Genomic DNA, 24,523 nt, shown 5'->3' on the forward strand with positions numbered 1-24,523 from the left:
ACAGGGCGCGGCCCCCGGTAGCCAGCAAGACAACATTTCATTGCGGAAGATCTTCATGCGGATCACGACAGGAAGCGGCTTTGCGACAGGCCGTGGGGGCAGGGTGCTGATCGCAACCCTGCTGGGATGCAGCTCGGTCATGGCGGTGATGGCCACGGGGCTGCATGCGCAACAGGCGGATGACCAGGTGGTCGTCCTGGAACCCATCGTCGTCGATGGCGAGGATAACGGATCGATCGTGGCGCTGCGGTCGGGCGGGGCGGGCAAGCTAAACACGCCCTTTCTGGACAGCTCGGCCTCTGTGTCGGTCGTGACCGAGGCCGAGACGCGCGCCCGCGGTGCCGAAACCATCGAGGACGTGTTGGCCTATACCGCTGGCGTCGTCACCGACCAATATGGCGCCGATGAGCGGTTCGATTACTTCAAGGTGCGGGGTTTCGACCCCAATACCTATCGCGACGGCCTGCCCCTGGGTGCCCCCTTCGGCTCGATCCGCGAGGAAGCCTATGCCTATGACCGGTTCGAGATCGTCAAGGGCGCCAATTCCAGCGCCTTTGGCGTGTCGGACCCCGGCGGGGCGGTCAACTATCAGACCAAGCTGCCGAAATCAGACCGCTTTGGCGAGGTTTATACCACCCTCGGGTCCGACGAACGCGCCGAGGCGGGGTTTGATTTCGGCGACAACCTGACCTCGGACGACACGCTCTCCTATCGCCTGACGGGCAAGCTGCGCGATGGCGAGGCCGATTACGAACCGTCCCGCAACGACGAGAAATTCCTGATGGGCGGCCTGACCTGGCGTCCCGATGCCGCGACCAGCGTCAGCCTGGTGGTCGACGTCCTGGACCGCGACGGCATTCCCGGCAGCGGCGGTTTCCCGATGGGCACGCGTTTCGACCGCAGCGATTTCTTCGGAGAGCCGGATTTCAACTATCGCGGCACCGACCGGACCACGGCGTCGCTGATCATGGATCATGATTTCGGCGGGGGCCTTAGCCTGTCGTCGACCCTGCGCTACAGTGATACCGAAAGCGATTTCGGCTATGCCTATATCTCGGGGACGCCCGCCGAGGGGACCGTCGCGAACCGTGCCTTCTTCACCGACGACAACCGCGAACATCAGCTGATCGGCGATGCCCGCCTGACATATGACACGGCCCTGGGCGGCATCGACAGCCGCAGCATGCTGGGGGTCGAGTTCAGCAAATCCACCCAGACGCGGTCATACGGCTTCGGCCCGGCCCCCGATATCGACTGGACGAACCCCGTCTATACCGGCGCGCCCGACAGCGTGCCGATCATCACCGACACGCAGACGCGGCAGCGCGGTCGCGCGATCTATGGCCAGCAGGAAATGACCTTCGCGGGCAAATATGTGCTGTCGGCGGGCCTGCGCCATGACTGGCTGGACACCGGCATCAACGACCGCTTGGCTGGCACCAATGCCAGCGGCGACATCAGCGAGACCAGCGGCCGGCTGGGTCTGACCTACAAGGCCACGGATGAACTCTCGGTCTATGGCAGTTTCGCCCAATCGGTGGTTCCCGCTGCCGTTGGATTGGCCCCCGAACGCGGCGAGCAATACGAGTTGGGGGTGAAATATGCGCCGCTCTCCAGCCGTTCGATCTTCAGCGCGGCGGTCTATGACCTGACCAAGGACAACATCACCCGCACCGATCCCGTCACCAACCGCGCCTCGACCATCGGCGAGGTCCGGGTCCGCGGGCTGGACCTGGAAGCCAAGTCCGAGATGACGCCGAACATCACGCTGACTGCCGCCTATTCCTATGTCGACAGCAAGATCGTGCGGAACGGCACCGCCGGAAACGAGGGCAACCGGCTTGGCCTGGTTCCCGAACACACGGCGTCGGTCTGGATGGATTACCTGGTCGCTGGCGAGGGCGGCCGTGGCGACATGACCTTTGGGCTGGGGGCGCGTTATGTCGGCAGCTATGCCTATGACGATACGAACACGTCCTCGACCTCGGGGCATGTGCTGCTGGATGCGGCCTATTCCTATCAGATGAACGACCAGACCAGCCTGTCGGTCAATGTCAGCAACCTGACGGACGAAACCTATTCGGCCTATGGCGGGCTTTATGCCGATTTCTACAATGCGGGCCGCGAGGTTTCGGCCACGCTGCGCCGCAGCTGGTAAGGACATCGCCCCATCCGCCCGCGCGGGTGGGGCATCATTCGGGTTCCGAAATCTCGGCCTGTTCGGCGGCCCAGGCACCGGCGGCTTCGACCGCGACGGGCGAGGTGGTCGGTATCACCCCCAGATAGCTTTCGGTCTGCGCCACGGGAATGGCCGCCCGCTGCGTCATCCGATAAAGCGCATAGAGCGCGATGGTGGTGAACAGCGCCCCCAGCACCGACCAGAAGCCCGCCGGTCCCAGCCTTTCCATGGCCCAGCCCGCGACGATCGGCCCGGCGATCGCCCCCAACCCGAAGGTGAAGACCAGCCCGCCCGATGCGGCCGGCATGTCCTCGGGCGCAAGGGCGTCGTTGGTATAGGCAAGGAACAGCGCATAAAGGGGCGTCGTCACCCCGCCAGCGAAGAACGCTGCCGCCATCAGCGGCCACAGATCGCCCCCGACCATGATGCCAAAGGCGCAGAACAGCGCACCCAGCAGCGCCGCGCCGAAGATCAGCTTGCGCCGGTCCATGCGGTCCGACAGCCAGCCGATCGGATATTGCAGCAGCAGCGCACCCCCGAACAGCATCGCCACGAACAGCGCGATCTGCGATGCGGTCATGCCGATCTGGGTGCCAAAGACCGCCGCCATCCCCGATTGCGTCGCATAGACGCTGCCCAGCAGGAAGATCCCCACGGTGCTGAGGGGGGCGGCGCGCAGCAGGTCCGTCATCGACATGGGGCGCGCAACCTCGACCACCGGGGCCGGGGCCACCGACAGCAGGATCGGCGCGAAGGATATCGACACAAGGATTGAGGCGACGATGAACAGCGCCGAATTGCCCGCGTTCCCGAAGGGCAGAAGCGCCTGCGCCCCGATGATGCCCAAGGTCTGCGCGATCATATAGGCCGACAGGACCTGGCCCCGCGTCTGGTTGGTTGATGCCGCGTTCAGCCAGCTTTCGGCGGCCACATAGATGCCCGACATGCAGAACCCGATGATGGCGCGCAGGATCGTCCAGGCCAAAGGCTCGGGGACCAGCGGCAGCGCGATCAGCCCCGCCGAGGTAAAGCTGCCAAGGGCGGCAAAAACTCGCACATGACCCACCCGGCGGATCATCACCGGCGTCAGCCGTGCCCCCGACAGGAAGCCCACGAAATAGCCCGAGGTGACGATGGCCAGCGCGATCGAGGAGAAGCCCTCGATCTCTCCGCGCAGGCCGATCAGCGTGAACTGCATGCCGTTGCCCATCAGGATCAGCACGACGCCGACAAGCAGGGCCCAGACCGACATGAGGGTGCTGATCATCGCGCTTGTCCTTGCAGGTTTCCCGATCCGGGCACCTTGTCAGGGAATAACCCGCGCGTCACACCGATTTCGTCATCCCCCGGCCGGTTTGCGACCCTGGGCGCCGGAAATGGACCCTAGACGTCCAGTTCTTCGACGAATTGCGCGTTTTCCTGGATGTACTGAAAGCGCAGCTCGGGCTTCTTGCCCATCAGGCGTTCGACCAGATCGCCGGTTTCGCCGCCTTCGTCATCATCGATGCTGACGCGGATCAGCTTGCGGGTGGCCGGGTTCATCGTGGTGTCCTTCAGGTCCTTGGCGTCCATCTCGCCCAGACCCTTAAAGCGCTGCATGTCGATCTTGCCGCGACCGCCCAGGCCCTTGGCCATCATCCGCTCCTTCTCGGCATCGTCCGAGACATAGACGCGATGCGCGCCCTGCGTCAGGCGGTAAAGCGGCGGGCAGGCCAGGTACAGATGCCCACGGTCGATCATCGGACGCATCTGCGTGAAGAAGAACGTCATCAGCAGGCTGGCGATATGGGCGCCGTCCACATCGGCGTCGGTCATGATGATGATCTTGTCATAGCGCAGATCATCGACGTTGAACCTGGTCCCCATGCTGACGCCCAGAGCTTGGCACAGGTCGTTGATTTCCTGGTTAGCACCCATCTTGGACGATGCCGCGCCCAGCACGTTCAGGATCTTGCCGCGCAGCGGCAGCAGGGCCTGTTTCGTGCGGTCGCGCGCCATCTTGGCACTGCCACCTGCGCTGTCGCCCTCGACGATGAACAGCTCGGTTCCTTCGCGGTTGGTGGCGCTGCAATCGACCAGCTTGCCGGGCAGGCGCAGCTTTTTCGTGGCGGTCTTTCGGGCAGTTTCCTTTTCCTGGCGGCGGCGCAGGCGTTCGTCGGCCCGCAGGATCAGGAAGTCCAGGATCGCGCCGGCCGATTTCGTGTCCGAGGCCAGCCAGTTGTCGAAATGGTCGCGCACGGCGTTTTCCACCAGGCGCGCGGCCTCGACCGTGGCCAGGCGGTCCTTGGTCTGGCCCACGAATTCCGGTTCGCGGATGAAGCAGCTGACCAGCGCGCAGCCGCCCGTCAGCAGATCCTCGCGCGTGATGTTGCCGGCCTTCTTGTTGTTGACGCGTTCGCCATAGGCGCGCACGCCCTTCAGGATGGCCGACCAGAAGCCTGCCTCGTGGGTGCCGCCTTCGGGGGTGGGGACGGTGTTGCAATAGGACTGGATGAAGCCGTCGCGCGCGGGCGTCCAGTTGATGGCCCAATCGACCTTGCCGGGCGCGTTGAAGCGTTTGAAATCGATGCTACCCGCGAAGGGGCGCTCGGCATAGGTCGTGGCACCCGACAGGGTTTCCGACAGGTAATCGGCCAAGCCGCCAGGGAAATGGAAGGTCGCCTCGCGCGGGGTTTCGCCGTCGTCGATTTCGGTCTTCCAGCGGATTTCCACGCCGCTGAACAGATAGGCCTTGGACTTGACCATCTTCATCAGGCGGGCGGGCTTGAAGCGGTGATGGCCAAAGATCTGTTCGTCGGCATGGAAGGTCACAGTCGTGCCGCGCCGGTTCGGGGCCGCGCCGACCTTGACGACGGGTCCTTCGGGGATGCCGCGCGAAAAGCGCTGTTCGAACAGTTCCTTGTTGCGCGCGACCTGAACGACCATGCTGTCGGACAGGGCGTTCACCACCGATGCGCCGACCCCGTGCAACCCGCCCGAGGTCTCATAGGCATCGCCCGAGAACTTGCCCCCCGCATGCAGCGTGCAGAGGATCACCTCCAGCGCGGATTTGCCGGGGAATTTGGGGTGGGGGTCGATGGGAATACCGCGCCCGTTGTCGCGCACCACGACGCTATGATCGGCCAACAGCTCGATCTCGATGCGGCTGGCATGGCCCGCCACGGCCTCGTCCATCGAGTTGTCCAAGATCTCGGCCACAAGGTGGTGCAGCGCCCGTTCGTCGGTGCCGCCGATATACATGCCGGGGCGTTTGCGGACAGGTTCCAATCCCTCCAGAACCTCGATCGAGGATGCGGAATAGCTGTCGGTGCTGTTGCCACCGGAGAGAAGATCATCGGCCATCGGGTATGCTCGTTTCGTCGCGTGTTGGGGGCGGTTATCTCACGCCCAAGGGGCGGGCGGCAAGGGCTTGTGGTCCCCGGCCTTGCCCGCCACCAAGGATTGCGGCGCGATCAGGCAGGTTCGGCCTCGCGCAGGGCGACCATCTGGACAAAGCCCTGCCGCTGCTGACAGGCGGTCAGCCAGTCGCGTGTCGCGGGGAATTGCGACATCAGATCGTCATGCCCCTGGGCATAGCGCAGCACCTCGGCCATGTTCAGGTCCGCGACGGTAAAACGGTCACCGACCAGATAGCTGTGGGTTGCCAACTGCTGTTCGACCACCTTCAGGGGGCGGATCAGCCGCGTCGCGGCCTCGGCCACTAGGCCCGTATCCTCGGCCGATTGCAGGGTGCCGCGGTTGTGCAGGAACAGGATCGTCAGCGCATCGGGTTCGATGCTGGTGGCGGCATAGAACGACCACTGCATCATTAGGGCGTCTTCGTTGTCATCCTGCGGACCCAAGGGACCGCCATGCTTGCGCGCCAGATACAACGTGCAGGCCATGGATTCCGACAGCGTCAAATCCCCGTCTTGCAGCACCGGGACCGCGCCCGCGGGCGACAGCGCCAGGAAATCGGGGCTGCGCGTGTTGGTCGGCGCGTCCGCTGCGCCGACATCGGCCAGGCGATAGGCCTGGATGACGGGGCGGTGGAGGAAAGGCAGGCCCAGTTCGTGGCACAGCCAGATGATGCGCGAGGCGCGCGACCGCGCGACGCCGTGAATGGTCAGCATGATGCCCCCTTGTGATCTGGCCCTCAAGGTGGAGGTTCGGCACGCGGGGCGCAAGCCTCCTCAGCGGATGCCCGCCCGCGTGGCGGCCCGGTCGATGGCGTCGACGATGGCCTGCGGATCGGCGTGGTGGGGCATGTGGCCGATGCCCGGCAGCACGGTCAGGCGCGCGTTGGGCAATTCGCGCGCCATGCGGCCGGAATGGACATCCAGATAGACGGTATCGTCGGCGTCGCCATGGACGATTTCGATCGGCATGGTCAGTTCGGAGTACTTGGGGGCCATTGCCGCCAGATAGGGTTTCAGGTTGCCCACCTGTTCGGAATTGGCAATCAGGCTTTCGCGCCGCGCCGACAGTCCGGCCCCGATGTAATCGACATAGCCCTTGGGCGGGTCCTGCGGTTCAAAGATACCCGCAACGATGTCGTCCACCCGGCTTTCGGGGGCGAATGCGGTGATCAGCGGCACGGCCGTATGTTCGCCGATGCTGCTGTTCATGAAATCGTACCAGCGGCTCAGCTCTCCGGGCCAGGGATAGGTTGCGCCCGACACCAGGACCAGCGCCGCAGGCCCTGACGGGTCGCGCAGCGCCCAGCCCATCGTGACGGCCCCGCCATAGCTGTGGCCCAGCACGATGGGGTCCCTAACATCCAGCTGCTTGGCCGCAGCCCGCAGCAGATCGGCCTGCGCTAGCGGGTTGTCGGTCTGATCGCCGATGGAATCGGTCCAGCCCAGCCCGGGTCGGTCCAGCGCGATGACGCGATAACGGTCGGTCAGGCGCCCGACCAGGTCGAAGGTGAAATCGCGCGTGTTGCCGCTGGCCCCGTGGATCAGGACCAGGTCCGGCCCGCTGCCGCGAACGTCGGCATGTACCGTGGTGCCGTTCACCTGCAACAGCTGGCCCGTCGGCGGAAACTGCGCCTCGAAGGCGTTTTCGCGGGATGTGGCGCGTTTGTCGACCAGGGCGGCGCATCCGCTCAGCAGCAGCGCCGCCGCAAGTCCCAGAAGCAGCGGTTTCGTTTTCGGCATGGAGGAGGTCCCTTTCGCGTTCCCTTGGCCAACAGACACGCATCCGGTCGGGTTCCAGTGCAGGCCTGCGTCAAACCGCCGGTCGGCGCATCGGTGATTTGCACCGAACCCGTTTGCGCCGTAACTGGGGGCGACTCCACAACAAGGTGCCCCAGCCCCATGAATGCCCGCCTGACCCTCATGTCGCTTGCCCTGACGCTGGCCCCGCTGGCCGCCGGGGCCCATCCCCATGTCTTCATTGATGCCGGGCTGCGGCTGTCCTATCGCGATGACGCCCTGCGGCAGGTGCAGGTCGAATGGGCCTATGACGCCTTCTATTCCCTGCTGATCATCGAGGATCTAGACCTTGACCCCGATGGCGACGGCATCCTGACCCAGGACGAACTGCAGCGGCTGCAGGGTTTTGACGCGGATTGGGAACCGGGCTTTGACGGGCGGCTGTTCCTCAGCGTCGATGACCGGCCTGTCGCGATGGGACCGGGGACCGATTTCAAGGCCCGCTATCAGGACGGGCAGCTGATCTCGACCCATCTGCGGGCCCTTGAAACGCCCCTGGCGGAAGACGTCCCGCTGACGATCCAGGTCTATGACCCCGAATATTATGTCCAGTTCAGCATGCCCGATGCGCCCGTCTTTACCGGTCGCGCGCCTTGCCGCATGACCCAGCAGACAGGCGACCCCCAGGCCGCCGCCAAGGCCTATGACGATGCTGTCGAAGCGGCCTTGGCCCAGGATGACAGCACCCAGCCCGAAATGTTGACCGTCGATATTGGCAATGTCGGCGCCGATCAGGTCCGCATCGATTGCGGGGCCGGGGGATGATGGCCGCAGCGGTCAGGCCCATCGCCCTGACCGGGCTTGTCGTCGCCGCGATGCTTGCGGCGCTGTGGTTTGCCGGGGACCTTGAGGGCATCCAGAACTGGGCCGCCTTGCAGCAAAGGCAGGCCCAGGACCTGATGGCCGGATCGCTGCGCGCCCTGCGAGCCGGACAGCCGGGTGCGTTGCTGGGGCTGATGGCCGTCTGTTTCGGCTATGGGTTCGTGCACGCGGTCGGGCCGGGGCATGGCAAGCTGGTCATCGGCAGCTATGGCTTTGGTACGCAAGTGCCGCTGGGCCGACTGGCGGTGCTGTCGGTCCTGTCATCGGTCGCACAGGCGGGCACGGCCATCGCCCTGGTCTGGAGCGGCATCACGTTTCTGGACCTGACGCGCCAGGCGATGACCGACCTGACCGAGGATCACATGACCACCATCAGCACCGCCCTGATCGCGCTAATCGGCCTTTGGCTGGCATGGCGGGGCGCGCGGATGCTGATGGCACGGGCGGCGCATGACCACCACGACCGCCATCACGGCCCCGATTGCGGCTGCGGTCACGCCCATGGGCCGACGCCGCAGCAGGCGGTCCAGACGCGGTCTTGGCGCGACGCGATCCTGCTGATGGCCAGCATCGCGGCGCGGCCCTGCACGGGGGCGCTGTTCCTGCTGATCCTTACATGGCGGATGCAGATCTTCGGGGCAGGGGTGCTGGGAACGCTGGCGATGGGGCTGGGGACGGCCTCGGTCACGCTAGCGGTGGCGGGGCTGTCGGTCTGGGCGCGGCAGGGCAGCTTTGCGCTGTTCCCGCAAACGGGGCCCTTGGCGCGCGTGGGGCAATGGCTGCCGGGCGCGATGCAGCTGGGCGCGGGCTTGCTGATCGCCGCCGTGTCGGCGGCGATCCTGCTTTAGGCGGCCCTGCTCTAAGCAGTCAGGCCCAGCTGATCCAGAAAGGCCCGCATTTGCGGCCCTTGGGCCGCGCGATTGGCGAACAGCGTCGCCTGCGACCGCAGGATCGGTTCGGCTTGAAGGATGCGCAGGTTGTTGGCCTGCAGCGTCGCCCCGGATGATGTGATGTCCGCGATCGCCTCGGCGGTCAGGTTGGCGACGGTGCCCTCGGTCGCGCCTTGGCTGTCGACCAGTTGGTAATCGGCGACCTCGTGCAGGGCCAGAAAGGCACGGACCAGGCGGTGATACTTGGTGGCGATCCGCAGGCGAAAGCCGTGTTCGGCGCGGAAATCGCGGGCGATGGCCGCGAAATCGTCCAGATCGCGGCAATCGCGCCAGCATTCGGGCACCGCGATGATCAGGTCGGCATGGCCGAAACCCATCGGCGCCAGCTCCACCACGTCCGAGGTCCATCCGGCCAGCTTTTCGCGCACCAGATCGGTGCCGGTGACGCCCATCTCGATCCGGCCCGCGGCCAGTTCGCGCGGGATCTCGCCCGCCGACAGCAGGACCAGGGACACGCCCTCGGCCCCGTCGACACGACCTGCATATTCGCGGTCCGACCCGCTGCGCGACAGCGTCACGCCGCGTTCCGCGAACCAGTCGAAGGTCTGTTCCATCAGCCGCCCCTTGGACGGCACGCCAAGGCGGATCATGCGCTGGCCTCCAATTCGGCGATCAGGCCGGGGCGGATGATGCCACCCACGGCGGGAATTTCGCGACCTTTGCCCAGGACGCGGGTCAGCGCGTCATAGCGCCCGCCCGATGCGATGGCCGGCCAACCGTCGCGGTCGGCAACGAAGCTGAAGGTGAAGCCGTCGTAATATTCCAGGGTGGTGCGGCCGTGGCTGGCATCGAAGACGATGCCGTCCAGGTCGATGCCGCGATCCGCGATGGCCTGCATGCGCGTCGCGATGCGGGCCACGGCGGGCGCGATCGAGGGCATGTCGGCGGCCAGGTCGCGCAGCGCGGGCAGGGCTTGCGGTGCTGGTGCGCGCAGGGCGAACAGACGGTGCAAGCGTTCGGACCAGATGGCGGGCAGGGGGGGGACGGCGGCATCGGCCTGCAGGCGCGCAATGCGGCGGGTCATCTCATCCTGCGTGCGCAGCCCGGCCCAGACCGCGCCCGGCTGATCGAACTGCCGCATGGTCGAGGGGGTCGAGAAACGCTGCAGCAGGCGGTCGAAACGCCCCGGACGCCAGATATGGTGCGACAGCGCCCGCGCCCGGTCCTGCGTCAGCGGCAGCCCCGCCACCGCATCAAGTAGCAGCCCCATGTCGCCCATCCGCGCGGTCAACCCATAGGGGGCGACCAGACCGTGGAACAGGGCGAACAGTTCGGCATCGGCATCGGGGTCGCGGCTGAACAGCTCGAACCCCGCCTGCAGGTATTCGTTGTCGCGGGGGTTGGCGGGGCGGGTGTCGCCCATGTCCTGCTTGCGAAAGACCTCGCCCAGATAGCAGTACCGCGCGGGTTCGGCGCCGCTTTCCATATGCGCCTGGACGACCGGAACGGTGAAGTCGGGGCGCAGCATCATCTCGCCCCGGATGGGGTCGGCGGTGACATAGGCGCGGGCGCGGATATCCTCGCCATAGAGGTCCAGCAAGCTTTCGGCGGGCAGCAGGATGTCGGGCGCGATCTCTGCCGCACCCGCATCGCGGAAGGCCGCCAGCAGGCGCTGGCCGACGATCTGTTTGTCGCGCTTGCCGATCATCCCAGGATCCGCCGGACTTCGGCGACCAGGTCGGCGCGGGCGACTTCGGTCTGGGCGGGCTGGGATTTCCATTCGTCCAAGGTGGCCTCGGCGGCGATCCTAGCGCCCAGGACCAGGTCCTTGACCTGCACGACGCCGCGCTCGGCCTCGTTGCCGCCCTGGATGATGGCGACGGGTGCGCCGCGCTTGTCGGCGTATTTCAGCTGATTGCCAAAATTCTTGGGGTTGCCCAGATAGACCTCGGCGCGGATGCCTGCGGCGCGCAGATCGGCGGCCATGGATTGGTAATCCGACATGCGGTCGCGGTCCATGACGGTGACGACGACGGGGCCGATGTCGGTTTCCCCCGCCAGACCCTTGGCGCGCAGGGCGGCCAGCAGGCGGTCGACGCCGATGCTGACGCCGGTGGCGGGGACCTTCTGGCCGGTAAAGCGTTCGACCAGCCCGTCATAGCGACCGCCGCCCGCGACCGACCCGAACTGCCGCTTGCGGCCCTTTTCGTCCAGGATCTCGAAGGTCAGCTCGGCCTCGAAGACGGGGCCGGTGTAATAGCCAAGGCCGCGCACGACGGAAGGGTCGATGACGGCGCGATCCTCGGCCACGCCCATCGCGGCCAGCATGTCGGCGATCTGGGTCAGTTCGTGCACACCCTCGGCACCGATTTCCGATGCCCCGACCGCAGCGCGCAGATTGGCCAGGGTCGCGGCGTTGTCATCCCCCTTCGAGGTCAGGAAGGCCAGCACGGGCGCTGCCTGTTCGCTGGTCAAGCCGACGCCGTCGATCTGGGCGCCGCTGTCGTCGCGCCGCCCCGTGGTCAGCAGCGCCAGCACGCCCTCGCGCCCGACCTTGTCGAACTTGTCGATGGTGCGCAGCACGTCGTCGGACTGATCGGCGCCGACCGATGCGGCCTCAAGGACGCCGTTCAGGACCTTGCGATTGTTGATGCGGACCATGTAATCGCCGCGGTCGATGCCCACGGCCTCCAGCGCGTCGGCCAGCATGGCGCAGATTTCGGCGTCTGCTGCGACAGATGCGCTGCCCACCGTATCGGCATCGCATTGATAGAACTGGCGGAAGCGGCCCGGACCCGGCTTTTCGTTGCGCCAGACAGGCCCCATCGCATAGCGGCGATAGGGGCTGGGCAGGTCGTTGCGGAACTGCGCCGCGACCCGCGCCAAGGGCGCTGTCAGGTCGTAACGCAGCGCCAGCCAGTCGCCTGCGGTGCCGCCGCCGGGGACAGCCTCCTCTTGCCAGGCAAAGACGCCGGCATTCGGGCGGTCCACGTCGGGCAGGAACTTGCCCAGGGCCTCGACCGTCTCGACCGCGCTGGTTTCCAGCGGATCGAAGCCATGGCGATGATAGATCGCGGCGATGCGGTCCAGCATCTGCTTGCGTTCGGTGACATCCGCGCCGAAATAGTCGCGAAAGCCCTTGGGCGTCTCGGCCTTGGGCCGGGGCTGCTTCTTTTGATCTTTTGCCATGGTTCCTGTGCCTTTACGGGGCCAAATCCAAGCGCCGACTTAACGGAAGGATCCGACATGGACAAGAAGCCCGACGACCGTATCACCGAACTGGAGGTGGCTCTGGCCCATCTGACCCGCGTGACGGACGATCTGTCCGAGGTGATCGCACGCCAGGATCAGGAGATCAGTCGCCTGACGCGCCGCCTGGACATGCTGATGCGCGCCGAGGCCGAACGCCAGGCCCAGGGCGAGGGCAGCGTGGCCGTCGCCGACCAGCCGCCCCCGCATTACTGAGGCCTGCCGAAATCTCGGCTTCCCCCGCGCGGGTCGATGGGGTATGGCCGGTCCGAAAAGATTTCGGAAAACGGAAGGATCGTCCATGGCCAATGTTGTGGTTGTCGGAGCGCAATGGGGCGACGAGGGCAAGGGCAAGATCGTCGACTGGCTGTCTGAACGCGCGGATGTGATCGCGCGCTTCCAGGGTGGCCACAATGCCGGCCACACGCTGGTGATCGACGGGAAGGTCTTCAAGCTGTCGCTGCTGCCCTCGGGCATCGTGCGCGAGGACAAGCTGGCCGTCATCGGCAACGGCGTCGTGCTGGACCCTTGGTCGCTCTTTGCGGAAATCGACAAGCTGGCGGGCCAGGGCGTCAAGATCAGCACCGAGAACCTGATCATCGCGGAAAACACGCCCCTGATCCTGCCGCTGCACCAGGATCTGGACAAGCTGCGCGAGGAAGCTGCCGGCAAGGCCAAGATCGGCACGACCGGCCGCGGCATCGGCCCGGCGTATGAGGACAAGGTCGGCCGCCGCGCCATCCGCCTGGCCGATCTGGGCGATGAAAAGACGCTGGACGACCGCATCGAACGTCTGCTGGCCCATCACGACGCACTGCGCACAGGCCTTGGCGCCGAGGCCATCGACCGCGCCGAGCTGAAGGCCAAGCTGCTGGAGATCGCGCCCAAGCTGCTGCCCTATGCCCAGCCCGTCTGGAAGATCATGTCCGACGCCCGCAAGGCCGGCAAGCGCATCCTGTTCGAAGGCGCGCAGGGAAGCCTGCTGGACATCGATTTCGGCACCTATCCCTATGTCACCAGCTCGACTACGACCTCGGGGGCGGCGGCTTCGGGGACCGGCATGGGTCCGGGCGCGATCGATTTCGTGCTGGGCATCGTCAAGGCCTATACCACCCGCGTGGGCGAAGGCCCGTTCCCGACCGAATTGCAGGACGAGGACGGCCAGCGCCTTGGCGAACGCGGCCATGAATTCGGCACTGTGACGGGGCGCAAGCGCCGATGCGGCTGGTTCGATGCCGTCCTGGTGCGCCAGACCTGCGCCATCAGCGGCGTCAACGGCATCGCGCTGACCAAGCTGGATGTTCTGGACGGGTTCAAGACGCTGAAGATCTGCACGGGCTATGAGATCGACGGGGTGAAATACGACTATCTGCCGACCGCGGCCGCGCTGCAGGCCAAGGTGACCCCCATCTACGAAGAGATGGAGGGATGGCAGGAATCCACGCAAGGTGCACGCAGCTGGGCCGATTTGCCCGCCGCCGCCATCAAGTATGTCCGCCGGGTCGAGGAGCTGATCCAATGCCCCGTGGCCATGCTGTCGACCAGCCCCGAACGCGACGACACCATCCTGGTGACCGACCCGTTCGAGGATTGATCCCGCCAGAAGGGGGGCGATGTCGCCCCCCTGCCAAGGAAAGACCGCGATGAACCTCAAGTCCCGCAAGCGCCTGTCGCTTCTTGTCCTGCTGGTGCTGATGCCGCTTTACGTGGTCGTCGCCGTCACGCTGATGAACTGGTTGGATGCGCGGTTTGGTCGCCAGCATATCCTGGTCGAGGTCGCGATCTATGTCGTCCTTGGCATCCTCTGGGCGCTGCCCTTCAAGAAGGTGTTCCTCGGCGTTGGCAAAGAGGAATGACGGCTGACCCAGTGACGCGCCCCATCACCAGCGACCGGGGCATCACCGTCATCGGGGGCGGCCAGGTCAGCGATGCCGATCTGGCACTGGCGATGACCATCGCGCCCGTTCTTGTCGCCGCTGACGGGGGGGCTGATCGGGCGCTGGAACTGGGCCGCCTGCCCGATTGGGTGATCGGCGATCTGGACAGCATCTCGGATCGGGGGCGGGCCGCCGTCCCGCCCGACCGTCTGTTGCATGTGGCCGAACAGGACAGCACCGATTTCGTGAAATGCCTGACGCGCATCGACGCGCCCATCGTCATGGCGGTGGGCTTTGCGGGGCTGCGGCTGGACCATACGCTGGCGGCGCTGACGGCGCTGGTGGCCCAGGACGTGCCACGGGTCATCATGATCGCCTCGGATGACGTGATCTTCGTGGCGCCGCCGCGGGTGACGTTGCCGCTGATGCCGTGCACCCGCGTCTCGCTCTATCCGATGGGACCGGCGCGCGGGACCAGCAGCGGGCTGGAATGGCCCATCGACGGCATCGATTTCGCGCCGGGTGCGCGCGTCGGGACGTCGAACCGGGCGACGGGGGTTGTTTCGCTGCGGATCCAGGGCAAGATGCTGGTCATCCTGCCGCGCAAATCCCTGGGCACCGTGCTGACCGCCCTGTCGGTGCCCGCGGGCTGATCCCGACAAGGTGATCGGGCCGTGGCGGTTGTCGTCGCGCCCCGCATGGCCTATCTGAGGGGCAACCCGTCCACCGGAGGCTTGCAGATGTCGCTGAACCCGATCCGCCCCTGGCGCAATATCGAGCGTCGGAAATCCCGTCAGATCATGGTCGGCAACGTGCCCGTGGGGGGTGATGCGCCGATCAGCGTCCAGACGATGACGAACACGGACGGGCACGACGTGCGCGCCACGCTGGATCAGGTGATCCGCGCCGCCGACGCGGGCGCCGACATCGTGCGCATCAGCGCCCCCGACCAGGAGACGACGCGGGCATTGAAGGAGATCTGCCGCGAAAGCCCGGTCCCGATCGTGGCGGACATCCACTTCCACTACAAGCGCGCCATCGAGGCCGCCGAGGCCGGTGCCGCCTGCCTGCGCATCAACCCCGGCAATATCGGCAGCGCCGACCGCGTCCGCGAGGTCATCAAGGCCGCCCGCGACCACGGCTGTTCCATCCGCATCGGCGTCAACGCGGGCAGCCTGGAACGCCATCTGCTGGAGAAATACGGCGAGCCTTGCCCCGACGCGATGGTCGAAAGCGGCATGGATCACATCAAGATCCTGCAGGACAACGATTTCCACGAATTCAAGATCAGCGTGAAGGCCAGCGACGTGTTCCTGGCTGCAGCGGCCTATCAGCAGTTGGCCGATGCCACCGACGCCCCGATCCATCTGGGCATCACCGAAGCGGGCGGCTTTGTCGGCGGCACGGTGAAATCGGCGGTGGGACTGGGCAACCTTCTGTGGGCCGGCATCGGCGACACGATCCGCGTCAGCCTTTCGGCCGACCCCGTCGAGGAGGTTAAGGTCGGCTTCGAGATCCTGAAATCCTTGGGCCTGCGCACCCGCGGCGTGCAGATCATTTCCTGCCCCAGCTGTGCGCGTCAGGGTTTCGACGTCATCAAGACGGTCGAGGCGCTGGAAAAGCGGCTGGAGCATATCAAGACCCCGATGAGCCTGTCGATCATCGGTTGCGTGGTCAACGGCCCAGGTGAGGCGCTGATGACCGATCTGGGCTTTACCGGCGGTGGGGCGGGCAGCGGCATGATCTATATGGCCGGTCGCCAGAGCCACAAGCTGTCGAACGAGAAGATGGTCGATCACATCGTCGAACTGGTCGAAGCACGCGCCGAAAAGCTGGAGGCCGAAGCCGCTACGGAAGCAGCCGTTGAATAGGCCCAGTCAGTGACAGTGGACCGTTCCGCGAGCATTGTCCATGTGGCAACATTGCCCCGGAGGAGAGCTTTTGCGGCACCCTCCACCATGGGCGGTGGCGTTTTGCGGGACGACCAGCGCGGCCACGACTGCGGCCAGATAAAACATTGTCACGAAGCAACCTTTCAACATCTACAGTCTGAAAGATTAACGCTTCGTTAATAAATAGCTAGTAGGCTTATCCGCCCGTATGGCTCATGTGGCGGGTCATCTGACCTTCGACCTTCTGGCGGGAATAGTCGAAATCATGGCCCTTGGGCTTGCGCGCGATGGCGTCGCGGATTTCCTGGCGCAGGACGGTGTCGTCCGAATGCGCCCTCAAGGGGGCGCGCAGGTCGGCGCGGTCTTCCTGACCCAGGCACATGTACAATTCGCCCGTGCAGGTCACGCGCACCCGGTTGCAGCTTTCGCAGAAATTATGGGTCATCGGCGTGATGAAGCCGATCTTCTGCCCGGTTTCGGCCAGCTTGACATAGCGTGCGGGGCCGCCGGTGCGTTCGGCCAGATCCAGCAGGGTGAAACGTTCGGCCAGCTGGGTGCGCAGGTCAGACAGCGGCCAATACTGGTCCAGCCGATCCTCGTTGCCCAGATCGCCCATGGGCATCACCTCGATGAAGGTCAGGTCGTGGCCCTCCGCGCCGCACCATTCCACCAGCCGGAACAGTTCGACATCGTTGAAGCCCTTCAGGGCGACAGCGTTGATCTTGACCTGCAGGCCCGCGTCCTGTGCCGCCCTGATACCGTCCAGCACCTGTTGCAGGCGTCCCCACCGGGTGATCTGGGCGAATTTTTCGTGGTCCAGCGTGTCCAGCGACACGTTCACCCGGCGAACGCCGCATTCGTACAGTTCGGCCGCGTGGCGGGCCAGCTGGCTGCCATTGGTGGTGAGGGTCAGTTCGTCCAGACCGTGGCCCAGATGGCGCGACACGTTGCGGAAGAAACCCATGATGCCACGGCGGACCAGCGGTTCGCCGCCGGTTATGCGCAGCTTGCGCACGCCAAGGCCCACAAAGGCCGTGCAAAGGCGGTCCAGTTCCTCCAGCGTCAGCAATTCGGCCTTGGGCAGGAACTGCATATGCTCGGCCATGCAATAGACGCAGCGGAAATCGCAACGGTCGGTGACCGAGACCCGCAGGTAGTTGATGGGGCGGGCGAAGGGGTCGATCAGGGGGGCGTGCGTTTCCATGGTTGCAATCTAGGCATGCCGGGTGCCGCTCACAATGGGCAGGATCACGGGACTGCCAGTGGACCTTTCGTTTTTGTCGTGCCTAAACTGCGCCAACAGATAATCGCAGGAGACGCCGATGCGCATGACACCCCTTGCCGTGACGATGGGACTGGGGCTGGCACTGGCCGGATGCAGCCAGATGACCAAGACCGAAACCCGTCCGGATATCCAGCCGACCAAGACGGTGACTGCCGAACAGGTGGCGGCGGCGACCGCCATCACCCGCGCGCCCGCGCCGCGTCCGGCCGCCCGCGCCACCCCGGCGCAACTGGATACCACCACCCAGGAACAGCGCGAGGCGGCCGCCAAGGCGCCCGAGGCCAGCACCGAGACCAAGCTGGGATCGACCGTCGGGTCGCTTGGCAATCCGTCCGAAGGGGGCTTCTGGATCAAGACGCCGCTGGTCAAGACGCGGGCGATGGGGCGCATCGTGAACCCGGCCAACGGCAAATCCGCCAAGGTCGAGTTGATCCCGCTGACCAGTGGCGGAAGCGGCAGCCAGGTTTCCCTGCCTGCGCTGCAATTGCTGGGCATTTCGCTGACCGATCTGCCGACGTTGGACGTCTACAAATCCTGATCGCTGGTCGGGTCCGTTTCGGCGGGCCCGGCGGCATCCGGCGCATCGGCGTCATCTGATTTCTGCGCCTGAACCTGCGCTTGCGCCTGTGCGATCGCGGCTTCGCGATCCTTGCGCCATTCGGCGACACGTTCGGGGGCGCGCTTGGCCAGGTCCCGCAGCCAGGTGTCGACCGCCTGGCGCACGGCGCCGTTGCCGTCATCAGCCAGATGCGCCGCCCAGTCCAGCACGCGTTCGCGGATCTCCAGATCGGCGGGCTTTGGGTTGTTCATCTTGGCCCAAGGTAGGGTGCCCATCAGCGCCGCACGGCGCATGAACGGGTTCGGGGACTGCGCCCAGTCCAGCATGTCCTCGATCCGGGCTGGGTCGGCGACAAGACGCTTGGCGCCTGCGACCATCACCGCATCGGCGATCTCGGGGCCGTCCATGCCCGGCGCCCATTCGCGGATGGTGTCCCAGACGGCATCGTCGGGACGGATGCGCGCCTGCACCAGCAGGCGGGCGGCGGCCAGGCGGGCCTCGTGGATGTCGCTGTCCCACAGGGCGCGGGCCAGGGCGACGCGGCCGTCGATGTCCAGATTGTCGCGCCAGCCGGCAACGGCGGTCTCGATCTGGGCAGGGGTCAGGCCAAGCGTCTGGCGGCCGGTCTTGTGACGCGCGGCGTTGCGTTCGGCCAGTTCGGGATTGGCCAAGGCGCGAAGCTGGTCCAGTTCCTGCATGAAATTCTCCTGTTTTCCGCCCTCCTTCTAGGCGCGTGCGGGCCAAGCCTCAAGAAGATGGTGGAAGCGGGGCTGGCGGCGCGGTAAAAGGCCCGCAAAATCACGAGGTAACCCATGTCGCATTCCGCCCCAGCCCGTCCGATGACCTCTCGCCGCAGCGGCCCCCTGACGGGCGAAGCGACGGTGCCCGGTGACAAGTCGATCAGCCACCGCGCGCTGATCCTGGGGGCCCTGGCCGTGGGCGAAACGCGCATCACCGGCCTTCTGGAGGGCGAGGACGTGCTGGACACCGCCAAGGCCATGCGCGCCTTCGGCGCCGAGGTGACCCAGCATGGTCCCGGCGACTGGAGCGTCCACGGCGTCGGCGTCGGCGGTTTCCGGTCGCCCGAAGGGGTGATCGATTGCGGCAATTCCGGCACCGGCGTGCGGCTGATCATGGGGGCGATGGCCACGACTGACATCACCGCCACCTTCACGGGCGATGCCAGCCTGTCGCGCCGCCCCATGGCGCGGGTGACGGTGCCCTTGGCGCAGCTGGGCGCACGGATCACCGCCCGCGAGGGTGACCGCCTGCCCATCACCATCGAAGGGGCCGCCGACCCCGTGCCGCTGACCTATCGCACGCCGGTCGCCAGCGCGCAGATCAAATCGGCGATCCTGCTGGCGGGTCTGAACGTGCCGGGCGACACGGTTGTCATCGAATCCGAACCGACCCGCGACCATTCCGAACGGATGCTGGCAGGTTTCGGCGCCGAGATCCGGTCCGAGACCACCGATGAGGGCCACAGGATCACGCTGAAGGGCCGCCCCGAACTGCGCGCCCAGCCCGTGGCGGTGCCCCGCGACCCCTCCAGCGCGGCCTTCCCGGTCGCGGCGGCGCTGATCGTGCCGGGCAGCCATATCCGCGTGCCGGGCGTCAGCCGCAATCCCACGCGCGACGGCCTCTATGTCACGCTGCTGGAGATGGGCGCCGACATCGCCTTCGAAAACCCGCGTGAGGAAGGCGGCGAGCCCGTCGCCGATCTGGTCGTCCGCCATGGGCCCCTGAAGGGCGTGTCGGTCCCTGCCGAACGCGCCGCCAGCATGATCGACGAATTCCCGATCCTGTCGGTCATCGCGTCCTTTGCCCAAGGCAAGACGGTCATGAACGGCGTCGCCGAACTGCGCGTCAAGGAAAGCGACCGCATCGATGCCATGGCCCGCGGGCTGGAGGCGAACGGCGTCACCGTCGAGGAAACCCAGGACAGCATGACCGTCCATGGCGCGGCATCGGTGGCGGGCGGCGGTCAGGCCGTCACCCATCTGGACCACCGCATCGCCATGTCCTTCATGGTGCTGGGCCTTGCGACCGAAAACCCGGTGCAGATCGACGACGGCAACCCGATCACCACGTCCTTCCCCGATTTCGTGCCGCTGATGACCCGGCTTGGTGCGCAGATCGACTGATCCCTAGCGTTCGCAGGGATAGCCGACGCCTGCCAATGCGGTCCTGATCTCGTCCAGGATGGCGGGATCGTCGATGGTGGCAGGGGTCTTGACCTCTTCCCCATCGGCGATCTTGGCCATGGTCGCGCGCAGGATCTTGCCGGAACGGGTCTTGGGCAGGCGATCGACGACGCAGGCCGTCTTGAAGGCCGCCACCGGGCCGATCCGGTCGCGAACCATGGCGACCACCTCGGTCGTGACCTGCTGCGATGTCGCGGTCACGCCCTTTTTCAGACATAACAGACCCACGGGTGCCTGCCCCTTCAGTCTGTCGGCAACGCCGATGACGGCGCATTCGGCGACGGCGGGATGCGCGGACAGGACCTCCTCCATCGCGCCGGTGGACAGCCGGTGTCCGGCGACGTTGATGACGTCATCGGTGCGCGCCATGATGAAGACATAGCCGTCATCGTCGACAAAGCCCGCGTCACCGGTTTCGTAAAAGCCGGGGAAATGGTCCAGATAGGACTTGCGGAAACGGTCTTCGGCGTTCCACAGCGTCGGCAGCGTGCCGGGGGGCAGCGGCAGCTTCAGCGCGATGGCGCCAAGCGTGCCCGGTGCCACCGGGTAGCCGGCCTCGTCCAGGACATGCACCGCATAGCCAGGCATGGGAACCGAGGGACTGCCCTTGCGCACCGGCAGCAGCCCGGCCCCAAGCGGGTTGGCGGCAATGGGCCAGCCGGTTTCGGTCTGCCACCAGTGGTCGATGACGGGAACCTTCAGATGCTGTTCGGCCCAGGTGATGGTGTCGGGATCGGCCCGTTCCCCCGCCAGGAACAGCGCCCGAAGGTTGGAAAGATCATAGTTGCCGATCAGCCCCCCTTGTGGATCGTCACGCTTGACGGCGCGGATGGCGGTCGGCGCGGTGAAAAAGCTTTTGACCTTGTGATCGGCGACGATGCGCCAGAACGTGCCTGCATCGGGGGTGCCGACGGGCTTGCCCTCGAAGATGACGGTCGTCGCCCCCGCGATCAGCGGCCCATAGACGATATAGCTGTGTCCCACGACCCAGCCCACATCCGATGCGACGAAGAACACGTCCCCCGGCCCGATGTCATAGATCTGCGGCACGCTCCAGGCCAGGGCGACCAGATGCCCCGCGGTATGGCGCACGACGCCCTTGGGCTGACCCGTCGTCCCCGAGGTATAGAGGATATAGGCCGGATGATTGCCCGCGACCGGCACGCAATCGACGGGCGTGGCCGATGCCACGGCGTCGTCCCAGTCCAGGTCGCGTCCGGGCGTCATGTCGGCGGTGCATTCCGGGCGCTGATGGACCAGGCACAGACCTGGCTTGTGGCGCGCCTCGTCCAGGGCCTTGTTCAGCAGCGGCTTGTAGGGGACGGTGCGGTTCGGCTCCAGCCCGCAGGAGGCGGCAAGGATGGCCTTCGGTTGCGCGTCGTCGATCCGGACCGCCAGTTCATGCGCGGCAAAGCCGCCGAAGACCACCGAATGGATGGCCCCGATCCGCGCGCAGGCCAGCATCGCCTGCAGCGCCTCGGGGATCATCGGCATATAGATGATGACACGGTCGCCCACGCCCACGCCATGCGCCGCCAGAACGCCCGCCAGCCGCGCGACCCGATCCTGCAGCTCGGCATAGGTCATTCGGGCGACCTGACCGGTCATTGCGCTGTCGTGGATGACTGCGATCCGGTCGCCATGGCCCGCCGCGACGTGGCGGTCGATGGCATTCCAGCAGGTGTTGACCATCCCGTCCGCGAACCACTCGCCCACGGGTCCCTGGTCGAAGAAGGCGCGGCTTGGGCTGCGGGTCCAGTCGATGGCACGGCTTGCGGTCATCCAGAACCCCTCGGGGTCCGTTTGCCACTGTGAATAGATGTCCCGATAAGCCATGTTTCCCCTCCCTCGACACGCGCAGCCGCAGTGTTGCGCGGATCGGGGGGGTGCAAGCAAGCCAGTTAGCGCGTGGCAGGGGCGCTGTTCTGCAAAATACGTTCCGCAGGGCAGGCGGGGTTTTGCAAACCGTCGATTTCAAGGGGGATCGGCTTTGCCGGGCGGAACGGTTTGCAAAGCCGGGCGCGCGAATCGCGTTCGCGCGCCCGTCATGGCTCAGCCGTAATGGGTGACCGGCGTGCCGGCCAGAACGCTCATATTCAAGAGGCCGCGCGTGGTGATCGAAGGCGTCACGATATGGGCGCGGTTGCCCATGCCCATCAGGATCGGACCGACCTCGAGGCCGCCCGCGCGCATCTTCAGCGCGTTCCTGACGCCCGAGGCCGCATCGGTGCCCGCAAAGATCAGCACGTTTGCCACGCCTTCCAGACGCGAGTTCGGGAAGATCCGTTCGCGCAATTCGGGGTCCAGCGCCGCGTCGACATGCATTTCCCCATCATACATGAAATCAGGTTCATGCGCGTCCAGCAGCTCCAGCGCCTCGCGCATCTTGCGCCCCGAGGCACTGTCGGTATTGCCGAACTGCGAATGGCTGCACAGCGCGATCTTGGGGGCCAGGCCAAAGCGGCGGACATGGCGGGCGGCGCCCATCACGGCCTCCATCACCTGATGGGGCGTGGGGTCGTTGTGGCATTGCGTGTCGGCAATGAACAGCGGCCCTTCTTCCAGGATGATCATCGACAGCGCACCCACCGGATGCAGGCCGTCGCGGGCCAGGATCTGGCGGACATAGTCCAGATGCCAGCTGTATTGCCCGAATGTGCCGCAGATCAGGCTGTCGGCTTCGTTGCGATGCACCATGACCGCGCCGATGGCGGTGGTGTTGGTGCGCATGATCGCGCGCGCGATATCGGGGCTGACGCCGCGCCGCGCCATCAGGCCGTGATAGGTTTCCCAGTAATCGCGATAGCGCGGGTCGTTTTCGGGGTTCACGATCTGGAAGTCGATATCGGGGCGGATCGGCAGGCCCGCGCGTTCGGCGCGCATGGCGATGACGTCGGGACGGCCGATCAGGATCGGGACGTCGGTCGTTTCCTCCAGCATGGCGTTCGCTGCGCGCAGGACGCGCTCATCCTCGCCCTCGGCAAAGACGATGCGGCGTTCGGTGGTGGCGGCGGCCTCGAAGACGGGGCGCATGATCAGCGCGGATTTGAAGACCGAACCGTCCAGTTTCAGCTTGTAGGCCTCGAGGTCCTCCAGCGGACGCGCGGCGACGCCCGTCTCCATCGCGGCCTTGGCGACCGCGCTGCTGACGACGCCGACCAGACGCGGATCGAACGGTTTCGGGATCAGGTATTCTGGGCCGAAGGTCAGGGTCTCACCGCGATAGGCGGCGGCGGCTTCGGCGGCGGTGGTCGCGCGCGCCAGGGCCGCGATGCCTTCGATGCAGGCGATCTTCATCTCGTCGTTGATGGTCGTCGCGCCGACATCCAGCGCCCCGCGGAAGATGAAGGGAAAGCACAGGACGTTGTTGACCTGGTTGGGGTAATCGCTGCGCCCCGTGGCGATGATCGCGTCGGGCTTGACGGCGCGGGCGGCATCGGGGTCGATTTCGGGATTGGGGTTCGCCAGGGCGAAGATGATCGGGCGGTCGGCCATGCGGGCGACCATGTCCGGCGCCAGGACGCCCGGACCCGACAGGCCCAGGAACAGGTCGGCGCCGTCGATCACCTCGGTCAGGGCGCGCTTGTCGGAGGCCTGGGCATAGGCGGCCTTTTGCGGGTTCATGTCCTCGGTCCGGCCTTCGAAGACCAGGCCGTGGATGTCGCAAAGCCACACGTTCTCGCGACGCACGCCCAGCTTCAGCAGCATGTCCAGGCAGGCGATGCCAGCGGCCCCGCCGCCGGTCGAGACGATCTTGATGTCCTCGAACCGCTTTCCGGCGATGCGCAGCGCGTTGGTGGCGGCGGCGCCCACGACGATGGCCGTGCCGTGCTGGTCGTCATGGAAGACGGGGATGTTCATCCGCTCGCGGCACAGCTTTTCGACGACAAAGCAATCGGGGGCCTTGATGTCTTCCAGGTTCACGGCGCCGAAGGTCGGTTCCAGCGCGCAGACGATCTCGGCCAGCTTGACAGGGTCGGGTTCGTTCACCTCGATGTCGAAACAGTCGATATCGGCAAATTTCTTGAAGAGGACGGCCTTGCCCTCCATCACCGGCTTGGATGCCAGCGCCCCGATATTGCCCAGGCCCAGCACCGCCGTCCCGTTCGAGATGACCGCCACAAGGTTGCCCTTGGTGGTGTAACGCGCCGCGGTCGAAGGGTCGGCCTTGATCTCGAGGCAGGCTTCGGCCACGCCGGGGGAATAGGCGCGGGCCAGGTCGCGGCCGTTCGCCATCGGCTTGGTGGCGCGGATCTCCAGCTTACCGGGTCGCGGAAATTCATGATAATCCAGTGCTGCCTGGCGCGCGCTGTCCTGCCTGCGGTCTTCCATTCTGCCCCTCCGGTTTCGGAATTGGTTTACCGTTAAACC

General features: G+C 66.0%; 22 protein-coding genes. 10 read left to right on the top strand and 12 right to left on the bottom strand.

The features are described 5' to 3' along the window. Window positions 1-55 precede the first annotated feature (55 nt). Entirely contained in the window at window positions 56-2,158 is a 2,103-nt protein-coding gene (locus tag DKT70_RS12260; RefSeq protein WP_111559471.1) for a TonB-dependent siderophore receptor, read from the top strand. 34 nt (window positions 2,159-2,192) lie between these two features. Here DKT70_RS12260 and DKT70_RS12265 read toward each other — a convergent pair whose 3' ends face one another. The 4 genes from DKT70_RS12265 to DKT70_RS12280 form a co-directional block, all read right to left on the bottom strand. Further along, window positions 2,193-3,446: an MFS transporter gene (locus DKT70_RS12265; RefSeq protein WP_111559412.1), complete on the bottom strand. Its 1,254-nt coding sequence runs from the start codon at window positions 3,444-3,446 to the stop codon at window positions 2,193-2,195. A 116-nt stretch (window positions 3,447-3,562) separates the two neighbouring features. After that, window positions 3,563-5,521 (bottom strand): DNA topoisomerase IV subunit B, encoded by a 1,959-nt coding sequence (parE, locus tag DKT70_RS12270; RefSeq protein WP_111559413.1) that lies wholly within the window; start codon window positions 5,519-5,521, stop codon window positions 3,563-3,565. Between the two features lie 110 nt (window positions 5,522-5,631). Next, window positions 5,632-6,291 (bottom strand): glutathione S-transferase family protein, encoded by a 660-nt coding sequence (locus DKT70_RS12275; protein WP_111559414.1) that lies wholly within the window; start codon window positions 6,289-6,291, stop codon window positions 5,632-5,634. A gap of 60 nt (window positions 6,292-6,351) precedes the next feature. Beyond that, on the bottom strand, window positions 6,352-7,317 hold the full coding sequence (locus tag DKT70_RS12280; RefSeq protein ID WP_111559415.1) for an alpha/beta fold hydrolase: 966 nt from the start codon (window positions 7,315-7,317) through the stop codon (window positions 6,352-6,354). A 159-nt stretch (window positions 7,318-7,476) separates the two neighbouring features. Between DKT70_RS12280 and DKT70_RS12285 the strand changes: the two genes are divergently transcribed. Then, window positions 7,477-8,139 carry a DUF1007 family protein gene (locus tag DKT70_RS12285; RefSeq protein WP_111559416.1) on the top strand — a complete coding sequence of 221 codons (663 nt, stop codon included), beginning with the start codon at window positions 7,477-7,479 and terminating at the stop codon, window positions 8,137-8,139. Further along, complete coding sequence (locus DKT70_RS12290; protein ID WP_111559472.1) at window positions 8,139-9,044, top strand: nickel/cobalt transporter; 906 nt, start codon at window positions 8,139-8,141, stop codon at window positions 9,042-9,044. Before DKT70_RS12285 ends, DKT70_RS12290 begins: the two co-directional genes overlap by 1 nt. A gap of 11 nt (window positions 9,045-9,055) precedes the next feature. Here DKT70_RS12290 and hisG read toward each other — a convergent pair whose 3' ends face one another. From hisG to hisS, 3 genes are read right to left on the bottom strand one after another with little or no spacing between them, the layout of a single operon-like run. Further along, window positions 9,056-9,736 (bottom strand): ATP phosphoribosyltransferase, encoded by a 681-nt coding sequence (gene hisG, locus DKT70_RS12295; RefSeq protein WP_111559417.1) that lies wholly within the window; start codon window positions 9,734-9,736, stop codon window positions 9,056-9,058. Next, window positions 9,733-10,791, bottom strand: coding sequence for an ATP phosphoribosyltransferase regulatory subunit (locus DKT70_RS12300; protein WP_111559473.1), 1,059 nt, complete (start codon window positions 10,789-10,791; stop codon window positions 9,733-9,735). The genes hisG and DKT70_RS12300 overlap by 4 nt, the downstream gene beginning before the upstream one ends. Then, window positions 10,791-12,275 carry a histidine--tRNA ligase gene (hisS, locus tag DKT70_RS12305; protein WP_111559418.1) on the bottom strand — a complete coding sequence of 495 codons (1,485 nt, stop codon included), beginning with the start codon at window positions 12,273-12,275 and terminating at the stop codon, window positions 10,791-10,793. Before hisS ends, DKT70_RS12300 begins: the two co-directional genes overlap by 1 nt. Window positions 12,276-12,332: 57 nt before the next feature. On the opposite strand from hisS, the gene DKT70_RS12310 reads away from it, so the two are divergent. From DKT70_RS12310 to ispG, 5 genes are all read left to right on the top strand, one after another. Next, window positions 12,333-12,551, top strand: a complete 219-nt coding sequence (locus DKT70_RS12310; protein ID WP_108502259.1) for a SlyX family protein — start codon at window positions 12,333-12,335, stop codon at window positions 12,549-12,551. A gap of 85 nt (window positions 12,552-12,636) precedes the next feature. Continuing rightward, window positions 12,637-13,929, top strand: coding sequence for an adenylosuccinate synthase (locus DKT70_RS12315; RefSeq protein ID WP_111559419.1), 1,293 nt, complete (start codon window positions 12,637-12,639; stop codon window positions 13,927-13,929). Window positions 13,930-13,978: 49 nt separating this feature from the next. Further along, window positions 13,979-14,191, top strand: coding sequence for a DUF2842 domain-containing protein (locus tag DKT70_RS12320; RefSeq protein ID WP_111559420.1), 213 nt, complete (start codon window positions 13,979-13,981; stop codon window positions 14,189-14,191). Then, window positions 14,188-14,865: a thiamine diphosphokinase gene (locus DKT70_RS12325; protein WP_111559421.1), complete on the top strand. Its 678-nt coding sequence runs from the start codon at window positions 14,188-14,190 to the stop codon at window positions 14,863-14,865. Before DKT70_RS12320 ends, DKT70_RS12325 begins: the two co-directional genes overlap by 4 nt. An 87-nt stretch (window positions 14,866-14,952) precedes the next feature. Then, complete coding sequence (gene ispG / locus DKT70_RS12330) at window positions 14,953-16,083, top strand: flavodoxin-dependent (E)-4-hydroxy-3-methylbut-2-enyl-diphosphate synthase (protein ID WP_111559474.1); 1,131 nt, start codon at window positions 14,953-14,955, stop codon at window positions 16,081-16,083. A gap of 6 nt (window positions 16,084-16,089) precedes the next feature. On the opposite strand, the gene DKT70_RS18055 is transcribed toward ispG, so the two are convergent. Together DKT70_RS18055 and moaA are read right to left on the bottom strand one after the other, a co-directional pair. Beyond that, window positions 16,090-16,236: a hypothetical protein gene (locus DKT70_RS18055; RefSeq protein WP_158530041.1), complete on the bottom strand. Its 147-nt coding sequence runs from the start codon at window positions 16,234-16,236 to the stop codon at window positions 16,090-16,092. 64 nt (window positions 16,237-16,300) lie between these two features. Further along, window positions 16,301-17,308 carry a GTP 3',8-cyclase MoaA gene (gene moaA, locus DKT70_RS12335; protein ID WP_111559422.1) on the bottom strand — a complete coding sequence of 336 codons (1,008 nt, stop codon included), beginning with the start codon at window positions 17,306-17,308 and terminating at the stop codon, window positions 16,301-16,303. 118 nt (window positions 17,309-17,426) lie between these two features. Here moaA and DKT70_RS12340 point away from each other — a divergent pair, with 118 nt between their 5' ends. Then, the gene (locus DKT70_RS12340) at window positions 17,427-17,927 is read left to right on the top strand and encodes a hypothetical protein (RefSeq protein ID WP_233490554.1); all 501 of its coding nucleotides are present in this window, start codon (window positions 17,427-17,429) and stop codon (window positions 17,925-17,927) included. On the opposite strand, the gene DKT70_RS12345 is transcribed toward DKT70_RS12340, so the two are convergent. Beyond that, window positions 17,915-18,646 carry a DNA alkylation repair protein gene (locus DKT70_RS12345; RefSeq protein ID WP_111559423.1) on the bottom strand — a complete coding sequence of 244 codons (732 nt, stop codon included), beginning with the start codon at window positions 18,644-18,646 and terminating at the stop codon, window positions 17,915-17,917. The two genes, DKT70_RS12340 and DKT70_RS12345, sit on opposite strands and share 13 nt — an antisense overlap. A 114-nt stretch (window positions 18,647-18,760) precedes the next feature. Here DKT70_RS12345 and aroA point away from each other — a divergent pair, with 114 nt between their 5' ends. Beyond that, on the top strand, window positions 18,761-20,092 hold the full coding sequence (gene aroA, locus DKT70_RS12350; RefSeq protein WP_111559424.1) for a 3-phosphoshikimate 1-carboxyvinyltransferase: 1,332 nt from the start codon (window positions 18,761-18,763) through the stop codon (window positions 20,090-20,092). A 3-nt stretch (window positions 20,093-20,095) separates the two neighbouring features. Here aroA and DKT70_RS12355 read toward each other — a convergent pair whose 3' ends face one another. Next, window positions 20,096-21,988: a propionyl-CoA synthetase gene (locus tag DKT70_RS12355; protein ID WP_111559425.1), complete on the bottom strand. Its 1,893-nt coding sequence runs from the start codon at window positions 21,986-21,988 to the stop codon at window positions 20,096-20,098. A 216-nt stretch (window positions 21,989-22,204) separates the two neighbouring features. Continuing rightward, complete coding sequence (locus DKT70_RS12360; RefSeq protein ID WP_111559426.1) at window positions 22,205-24,484, bottom strand: NADP-dependent malic enzyme; 2,280 nt, start codon at window positions 24,482-24,484, stop codon at window positions 22,205-22,207. Window positions 24,485-24,523 lie beyond the last annotated feature (39 nt).

The sequence above is a fragment of the Paracoccus sediminilitoris genome, assembly GCF_003259195.1.
Lineage (GTDB): Bacteria > Pseudomonadota > Alphaproteobacteria > Rhodobacterales > Rhodobacteraceae > Paracoccus > Paracoccus sediminilitoris.

Coding starts and splice junctions, on each gene's coding strand:
- DKT70_RS12260 (WP_111559471.1), top strand. CDS start 56: ATGCGGATCACGACAGGAAGCGGCTTTGCGACAGGCCGTGGGGGCAGG.
- DKT70_RS12265 (WP_111559412.1), bottom strand. CDS start 3,446: ATGATCAGCACCCTCATGTCGGTCTGGGCCCTGCTTGTCGGCGTCGTG.
- parE (WP_111559413.1), bottom strand. CDS start 5,521: ATGGCCGATGATCTTCTCTCCGGTGGCAACAGCACCGACAGCTATTCC.
- DKT70_RS12275 (WP_111559414.1), bottom strand. CDS start 6,291: ATGCTGACCATTCACGGCGTCGCGCGGTCGCGCGCCTCGCGCATCATC.
- DKT70_RS12280 (WP_111559415.1), bottom strand. CDS start 7,317: ATGCCGAAAACGAAACCGCTGCTTCTGGGACTTGCGGCGGCGCTGCTG.
- DKT70_RS12285 (WP_111559416.1), top strand. CDS start 7,477: ATGAATGCCCGCCTGACCCTCATGTCGCTTGCCCTGACGCTGGCCCCG.
- DKT70_RS12290 (WP_111559472.1), top strand. CDS start 8,139: ATGGCCGCAGCGGTCAGGCCCATCGCCCTGACCGGGCTTGTCGTCGCC.
- hisG (WP_111559417.1), bottom strand. CDS start 9,736: ATGATCCGCCTTGGCGTGCCGTCCAAGGGGCGGCTGATGGAACAGACC.
- hisS (WP_111559418.1), bottom strand. CDS start 12,275: ATGGCAAAAGATCAAAAGAAGCAGCCCCGGCCCAAGGCCGAGACGCCC.
- DKT70_RS12310 (WP_108502259.1), top strand. CDS start 12,333: ATGGACAAGAAGCCCGACGACCGTATCACCGAACTGGAGGTGGCTCTG.
- DKT70_RS12315 (WP_111559419.1), top strand. CDS start 12,637: ATGGCCAATGTTGTGGTTGTCGGAGCGCAATGGGGCGACGAGGGCAAG.
- DKT70_RS12320 (WP_111559420.1), top strand. CDS start 13,979: ATGAACCTCAAGTCCCGCAAGCGCCTGTCGCTTCTTGTCCTGCTGGTG.
- DKT70_RS12325 (WP_111559421.1), top strand. CDS start 14,188: ATGACGGCTGACCCAGTGACGCGCCCCATCACCAGCGACCGGGGCATC.
- ispG (WP_111559474.1), top strand. CDS start 14,953: ATGTCGCTGAACCCGATCCGCCCCTGGCGCAATATCGAGCGTCGGAAA.
- moaA (WP_111559422.1), bottom strand. CDS start 17,308: ATGGAAACGCACGCCCCCCTGATCGACCCCTTCGCCCGCCCCATCAAC.
- DKT70_RS12340 (WP_233490554.1), top strand. CDS start 17,427: ATGCGCATGACACCCCTTGCCGTGACGATGGGACTGGGGCTGGCACTG.
- DKT70_RS12345 (WP_111559423.1), bottom strand. CDS start 18,646: ATGCAGGAACTGGACCAGCTTCGCGCCTTGGCCAATCCCGAACTGGCC.
- aroA (WP_111559424.1), top strand. CDS start 18,761: ATGTCGCATTCCGCCCCAGCCCGTCCGATGACCTCTCGCCGCAGCGGC.
- DKT70_RS12355 (WP_111559425.1), bottom strand. CDS start 21,988: ATGGCTTATCGGGACATCTATTCACAGTGGCAAACGGACCCCGAGGGG.
- DKT70_RS12360 (WP_111559426.1), bottom strand. CDS start 24,484: ATGGAAGACCGCAGGCAGGACAGCGCGCGCCAGGCAGCACTGGATTAT.